The sequence below is a fragment of the Amaricoccus solimangrovi genome, from assembly GCF_006385685.1.
Classification (GTDB): domain Bacteria; phylum Pseudomonadota; class Alphaproteobacteria; order Rhodobacterales; family Rhodobacteraceae; genus Amaricoccus; species Amaricoccus solimangrovi.
Window position 1 is genome coordinate 40,364 of record NZ_VFRP01000028.1, and the last position, 6,427, is coordinate 46,790.

The 6,427-nt window shown below is 69.6% G+C and carries 8 protein-coding genes; 6 read left to right on the forward strand and 2 right to left on the reverse strand.

The features are described 5' to 3' along the window. Window positions 1–3: 3 nt before the first annotated feature. A complete protein-coding gene (locus tag FJM51_RS19585) occupies window positions 4–597 on the reverse strand; it encodes a LemA family protein (RefSeq protein WP_140455828.1) in 594 nt (197 codons plus the stop codon). Between the two features lie 236 nt (window positions 598–833). Here FJM51_RS19585 and FJM51_RS19590 point away from each other — a divergent pair, with 236 nt between their 5' ends. Beyond that, the gene (locus FJM51_RS19590) at window positions 834–1,088 is read left to right on the forward strand and encodes a FitA-like ribbon-helix-helix domain-containing protein (RefSeq protein WP_140455829.1); all 255 of its coding nucleotides are present in this window, start codon (window positions 834–836) and stop codon (window positions 1,086–1,088) included. Next, window positions 1,085–1,510 (forward strand): type II toxin-antitoxin system VapC family toxin, encoded by a 426-nt coding sequence (locus FJM51_RS19595; RefSeq protein ID WP_140455830.1) that lies wholly within the window; start codon window positions 1,085–1,087, stop codon window positions 1,508–1,510. The genes FJM51_RS19590 and FJM51_RS19595 overlap by 4 nt, the downstream gene beginning before the upstream one ends. Here the strand turns inward: FJM51_RS19595 and FJM51_RS19600 are convergent. After that, window positions 1,482–3,320 carry a hypothetical protein gene (locus tag FJM51_RS19600; protein ID WP_140455831.1) on the reverse strand — a complete coding sequence of 613 codons (1,839 nt, stop codon included), beginning with the start codon at window positions 3,318–3,320 and terminating at the stop codon, window positions 1,482–1,484. The genes FJM51_RS19595 and FJM51_RS19600 overlap by 29 nt on opposite strands. Window positions 3,321–3,474: 154 nt before the next feature. Between FJM51_RS19600 and FJM51_RS19605 the strand changes: the two genes are divergently transcribed. The 4 genes from FJM51_RS19605 (at window position 3,475) to FJM51_RS25375 (ending at window position 6,040) form a co-directional block, all read left to right on the forward strand. Beyond that, complete coding sequence (locus tag FJM51_RS19605; RefSeq protein ID WP_140455832.1) at window positions 3,475–3,723, forward strand: hypothetical protein; 249 nt, start codon at window positions 3,475–3,477, stop codon at window positions 3,721–3,723. Between the two features lie 42 nt (window positions 3,724–3,765). After that, on the forward strand, window positions 3,766–5,496 hold the full coding sequence (locus FJM51_RS19610; RefSeq protein ID WP_140455833.1) for an arylsulfatase: 1,731 nt from the start codon (window positions 3,766–3,768) through the stop codon (window positions 5,494–5,496). Between the two features lie 83 nt (window positions 5,497–5,579). After that, entirely contained in the window at window positions 5,580–5,708 is a 129-nt protein-coding gene (locus FJM51_RS24755; protein ID WP_267901465.1) for a hypothetical protein, read from the forward strand. Further along, the gene (locus FJM51_RS25375) at window positions 5,705–6,040 is read left to right on the forward strand and encodes a sulfatase-like hydrolase/transferase (RefSeq protein WP_368733484.1); all 336 of its coding nucleotides are present in this window, start codon (window positions 5,705–5,707) and stop codon (window positions 6,038–6,040) included. The genes FJM51_RS24755 and FJM51_RS25375 overlap by 4 nt, the downstream gene beginning before the upstream one ends. Window positions 6,041–6,427: the final 387 nt, after the last annotated feature.

A 6,427-nucleotide genomic window follows, 5' to 3' on the forward strand; every position in this document is an offset into this window, starting at 1 on the left:
GCGTCAGAACTTCACGGTGGGCGGGGTCTGCGCGCCGTCGCTGGCGGTGAAGTCCGCCATCGGCTCGGCGCCCCGGATCTTCGCCCAGATCACGCCCGGGAAGGTCCTGATCTCGGTGTTGTAGGCGCGCACGGCCTCGATATAGTCGCGGCGCGCGACGGCGATGCGGTTCTCGGTGCCTTCGAGCTGCGACTGCAGGGCGAGGAAGTTCTGGTTCGACTTCAGGTCCGGATAGTTCTCGCTGACGGCGATCAGCCGGCCGAGCGCGCCGCTCAGCTGGCCCTGCGCCTCCTGGAACTGCCTGATCTTTTCCGGATCGGACAGGTCGCTCGCCGATACCGTGATCTGGGTCGCCTTCGCCCGCGCCTCGACCACCGAGGTCAGCACATCCTTTTCCTGGGCGGCGTAGCCCTGCACCGTCGCGACGAGGTTCGGGATCAGGTCGGCGCGGCGCTGGTAGTTGTTCTGGACGTCCGACCAGCGCGCCCTGGCCTGCTCCTCGAGCGTCGGGATGGTGTTGTAGCCGCAGGCCGAGAGCAGAAGGCCAAGCAGGGAGACGAGAAAGAAGGCGCGAAGGCGCGCGACCTGGGCTGTCATCATCCGTCCTCCGGCGCCGCGGACAGGGGGCGCTGTTTCGATCCGGCGCTCAGCGTAGAGCAAACCCGCCGCCGCGGAAACTCTCGCGCGCCGTCGAGGTCGGTTCGCGTCACCTGGTCGACACGCCGGGGTTCATCGCGCGGCCCATCCCTCTCCCGGCGCGGAAATGGTTGAAGGATGATATCATGTGGCCTATCTTGATGTCATGCATGTCATTCTGGCCTCGGAGATATCACATGCCGGCCGTCACCATCCGCAACCTTCCCGAAGCGGTCCACCGGGCGCTCAAGGTGCGCGCGGCGCATCACGGGCGCAGCACCGAGGCGGAGATCCGCGATATCCTGGAAGCGACGGTCCTGCCCGCCGGCCGTCTTCGTGTCGGGTCCGCCCTCTCGGCGCTCAGCCGCGACGCCGGACTGACGAACGCCGATTTCGAGGCGCTGGAGGGGGTGCGCGACAGGACGCCGGCCTCCCCGATGCGCTTCGAATGATCCTGCTCGATACCAATGTCGTCTCCGAGGCGATGAAGCCCGATCCGGCCCCGGCGGTCCTCGACTGGCTCGACGGGCAACCCGCCGAGACGCTCTTTCTTTCGAGCGTCACGGTCGCGGAACTGCTCTTCGGCATCGGCGCGTTGCCGGAAGGGCGGCGCAGGCGGAAGCTCGCCGCCGTGGCCGACGGACTGCTCGGCCTGTTCCAGGCGAGGATCCTGCCGTTCGACACCGCGGCCGCGCGCTGCTACGCCGATCTCGCGGTCGCGGCCCGAACCGCGGGAAAGGGCTTTCCGACGCCGGACGGGTACATCGCGGCCATCGCGGTCGCACGCGGCTTCATCGTCGCCACCCGCGATACCAGCGCCTTCCGCGCGGCGGGTGTCCGGATCATCAACCCCTGGGACGAGGAAAACCGCTAGCCGCGCCGGATCGGGCGGAAACCCTCAGCGGACGGGCGCGGGAGCGCTCGCGGGTGGCTCGGCGGGCGGGTCCAGCCGGCCCGGCGGAGGCCGGCCACCAGCGCGTCGATGGTCGATTCTGTGCCCTGGTGCGAGCGGAAATAGCCGGCGGGATCGGTGGCGAGCCTGGGTTCGAGGGCCTCATCCGCGCGAGCGCCGCGCGGGCGGTCGGCGCGTCGCCGAGGGCGCCCGCCGCGATCGCGATCAGCGCCTGACCCGTCGGGGAGCCCTCGGCGGCGCCCTCCCCGGCGGTTTCCAGCATCGCGGCGTAGTCGCGCTCGAGATACTGGTGGATCGCGATCAGGTGGTAGTACCAGCCCGGCGGCCTGATCGACCGCGCGATCGCGCGCTGGAGGAGCGGAACGCCCTCGTCCCATTTGCCACGCGCCGCGAGCCGCCAGCCAAGCTGGGCGAGGGTGTCCGGATCGTTCGGATTGAGGGCGAGCGCCGCGCGCTGGGTGCGCTCCGACTCATCGTAATAGCCGGCGTAGTACTCGATCGAGGCAAGCGCCTTCAGCGCGGTCACGTTCTCCGGGTCGAGCTCGCTTCCGCGGCGGGCCGTGGACAGGGCCTCACCCAGGACGGCGTCCCGGTCGACGCCCGGAGTGAAGTCGAAGCGGACGCCGTCCATCTCCAGCCAGCCGAGCAGCGCCCAGGCCTCGGCATAGGAGGGATCGCGTCGCACCGCCTCCTCGAGGCAGGCCCGCGTCGGCGCGTAGAGTTCGGGCGGAAAGGATCGGCGGTAGATGTGGGCCCGCAGCACGCAGGCGTAGCTCGCCATGCTCGGCACGGCGCCGGAGAGGACGCGGGCGGTCACATCCCCCTTCACCGCCCCGTAGGGCTGCCCGAGCGCCATGGCGATCCCCGCCGCCATGTCGCCCTGCGCCGCGAGCAGATCGCCGGGATCGAGCCGCCGGTCGAAGCTCTCGCTCCATTTCACCTCGCCGCTCGCCGCGTCGACGAGCATGGCGTTGACGCGGACCTGCGAGTCGGTCGCCGTGACGCCGCCGCTGACGACGTAGGACACCCCGAGCCTGTCGTGGAGTTCGGCCGCGTCCGCGTCGCCGCTCTCCCCGAAACTCGCCCCCGCCGAGAACACCCGCAGCGCGTCGAAGCGCTTCAGTTCCGTGATCAGCTGCTGGCTGATGCCCTCCGCGAGAAATGTGACCTCGTCTTCCGCCCCGTTCGGCGTGAACGGCAGGACGATGATGCTGGGGCCGCTCTCCCCGATCGGAGGCGCGGCGTCCCGCCCGGCAAGGAAGGCGGCGAGCAGGGCGGCCGCGGCGGCGAGAGCGCAGCCCGCTGCGAACCGCGCCCCTCGGCGGCGCCGGAGCCGCCGGTCCGGTACGGGTTCGGCGGGTGGCGGTGGCGGCGGGGTGGCGGGAGCGGCCGCGATCTCGCGCCATTCCGACCGCACGGCGTAGCCGCCCTTGGGGATCGACAGACGCACCGGATCGAGCCTGCCGTCCTCGGCATAGTAGCCGTCGAGGTCGCGCCTGAGGCGCCGGGCCTCGAGGCGCACCACCGGATCGGACTGCGCGTTGAAGTCATCGCCCCGGCCGAAGACCGCGGTGGCGATCGTGTACCCCTTCAGGCGGTCGCCCCGTCCGGTCAGGGTCTCCTCGACGAGATAGGCGAGCATGCTTCGCCGCCGTCCCTGCCGGAACTTCGGCGTGGCGAGGACGCGGGCAAGCGCCGCCGCCGTATCGGACGGCCCCGGCACATCAGGCAGGATCGCGCCCCCGGCGCCTTCGGTCCCGATCGTCCCCATGCCCCGCGAGCCTCCCGCCCACACGGTTAACCTACGTTATTCCGCTCTGAGATGACACAGGAATGCGGGCTGCGAAACGTGTTCGAACATGTTCGCCGCTCCCGCCGGCGCGAGGCGGCGTGATCCTCGCGCGGTCGGCCGGGCGGAGGGAGAGATGGGACGGCTCGTGCATGTGGTGGCGCTCTTTCCCGACGACGAACTCGCGATCCACCGCCTTTACACGCGCGATGCCGGGTTTCGCGCCGTCTGCGACGATTACGAGGAGGCGCTCGCCGCCCTCGCGCGCTGGGAAACGGTCGACGCGGCCAAGGCCGACGACTTCCGGCGGCTCGCCTCCGAAATCGAAGCGGAGATCGCCGCGTACCTGAGACAGACGGCGGGCGGCGGGCACTCCGGCGGCTGACGTTCAAAACCGCGATCCGCGGAACCGGCAGAGGAGACCAGCATGAAACCCAAGCAACGCGGGTGGCGCGGGGCCGCGGACCTGTTCCGCGCCTCCGCCCTCGCCCTCGTGGCCGCCGCGACGGGAACGGCGTTGCCAGCGTCGGCGCAGGAGGGCGAAAGGCCGAACATCCTCTTCATCATGGGGGATGACATCGGCTACATGCAGCCGTCGATCTACCATCGCGGCCTGATGGTCGGCGAGACGCCGAACATCGACCGGATCGGCCGCGAAGGCGCGATGTTCACCGACTACTACGCCGAACAGAGCTGCACCGCCGGACGCACCGCCTTCTTCACCGGAATGAACCCGCTCCGCGTGGGCATGCTGCTGCCGGAGATCCCGGGCAGCCCGTCCTATCTCCGGGCGGGGACGCCGACGCTGGCGAAATTCCTCCATGACCTCGGCTACACCACCGGCGAATTCGGCAAGAACCACCTCGGCGACACCACCGAGTCGCTGCCGACCGCGCACGGCTTCCAGGAGTTCTGGGGTTATCTCTACCATCTCGACGCGATGCAGGGGGTGAGCTTCCCCGACATCAACGCGACGCCGACCAGCCAGACGGTGGCGCCACCGTGCCGGAACACGCCGATTCCGGGGCTGGCCGAGGTGCCGGGCGCCGTCGATCCCAAGACCTCGGTCTGCCTGACGCCGCCGCGCCCGGTGCTGGCCTGCAAGTCCTCCGACGGCGGGGCGGACAACCAGACCTGCTCCGATGAGGGGCCGCTGACGCTCGAACGCTCGGAGACCGTGGACGAGGAGATCTCCGCCAAGGTGATCGACTTCCTCGACCGCAACGACCCGAAGAAGACCGGCAAGCCGTTCTTCGTCTGGTACAACCCCGCCCGCATGCACATCACCACCATGCTGCCGCCGAAATACCTCGCGATGGTCGGAGAGCCGGGCGGCAAGGACTGGGGCATCAACGAAGCCGGCATGAAGCAGATGGACGACAACATCGGCACCGTGCTCGACAAGCTCTCGACGATGGGCCAGCTCGACAACACCATCGTCGTCTTCACCACCGACAACGGCGCCGAGACGATCACCTTCCCCGACGGGGGTACGACGCCCTTCAAGGGCGGCAAGCTCTCGACCTGGGAAGGCGGCATGCGGGTGCCGCTGGTGATCCGCTGGCCCGGTCACATCGAACCCGGCACGGTCAAGACCGACATGATGTCCGCGCTCGACTGGGTGCCGACGCTCGTCGACATCGCCGGCGGGCCGAAGGGCGAAGATCTCAGGACCCAGGTCGAGAACGGCTATCCCGGCCTGGTCAAGACCACACTCGACGGGATGAACGTGCGCGACTATCTCGAGGGCAAGGTCGCCGATTCGCCCCGTGATCACTTCTTCTATTACTCCGGCAAGGATCCGTCGGCGGTTCGCTACAAGAACTGGAAGATGTACTTCGCGATGGTCTCGGACGATCCCGCGGGCTTCATCCATGGCGTGCAGCCGTACAGCTGGACCCAGGTCGTCAACATCAAGCGCGACCCGTTCGAGACCTCGGTGGGGGACCAGCAGAAGACGCTCTTCGGCATGGGGGGCTCCCTCGCCTCGCCATCGACGGCCTATGTCTACGACTGGAACCTGCTGCCGCTCGGCCAGGCGCTCTGGCTGAAGGAGCTCGAGACCTACGTCAAGTACCCGCCGCTGCAGGAACCGGGAAGCTACAACCTCGAGCAGGTCGTGCAGCAGGTCCGGTCCATGAAGAGCGGCGCCGACTGACGCCTCCGGCCCGCGGAAGCCGGCCATTCCGATGCGGCCCGGCATCTTCCAGCCCCTGCGCGCTCCCGAAGGACGCCTTCGCCATGGGCGAGATGTTCGGGAGCGTCGGCTACGCCGCGGCGATCCTCGGCAAGTGGCACCTCGGCTCGGCGCCGGAAAGCCTGCCGACCGCGCGCTCGCCCGGCTCGGGGTCGTCGACGGCACCGTGGTGATCTTCGCCTCCGACAACGGCCCGTGGGGCGAGAACGCCCGCGAGTTCGGCAATCAGGGCACGCCCGACATGGGCAGCCCCGGGCCGTCCCGGGGCGAGCCCGGCGAGGTGACGGAGGGTTCGATCCGGACCGCCGCGCTGATCCGCTGGCCCGGCCACGTCGCGCCGGACTCGAGCTCCCCCGCGATGTTCTCGATCATGGACTTCCTGCCGACGCTGGCCAGCATCCTCGGCCCACGCGCCGGCCCGTCCGCGGCGTTGTCGGCGGCGCCGCCACGTCATCGATTGGCGCGATATGGAACTCCTCCCGGAAGCCGCGGAGAGGGTATTTGAACGAACCGCTTCGCGGGGCGTTTCATTGACGGGTTTTCCCGGCAATGATCCGGCCTCGCTCGCATCGGCGGCGGGCCAGCGGCCCCGGCTCATCGCATCGCATGCGCCACCAAGGAGGGCACAATGGCTCCGCCGAGGCGGATATCCGGCACGATTCCCATCGCGCGCGCCGAGGGCGCGACGTCCCGACGGCCGACCCGCGTGCGTCCGGTGCCCCGGATCGCAGACGGCGCGCCAGGCGGCGGGGGCGGAAGCCGCCCTTCGCCGCCTCCGGGGGAGTTCGAATCTTGAAGACCCGCGACTGGCTCCTCTGGCTGCTTGGCGCGCTCGCGGTGTGTCAGGCGATTTTCGCCGCCCTCCCGGCGATCGACATCCGGGTGTCGAGCC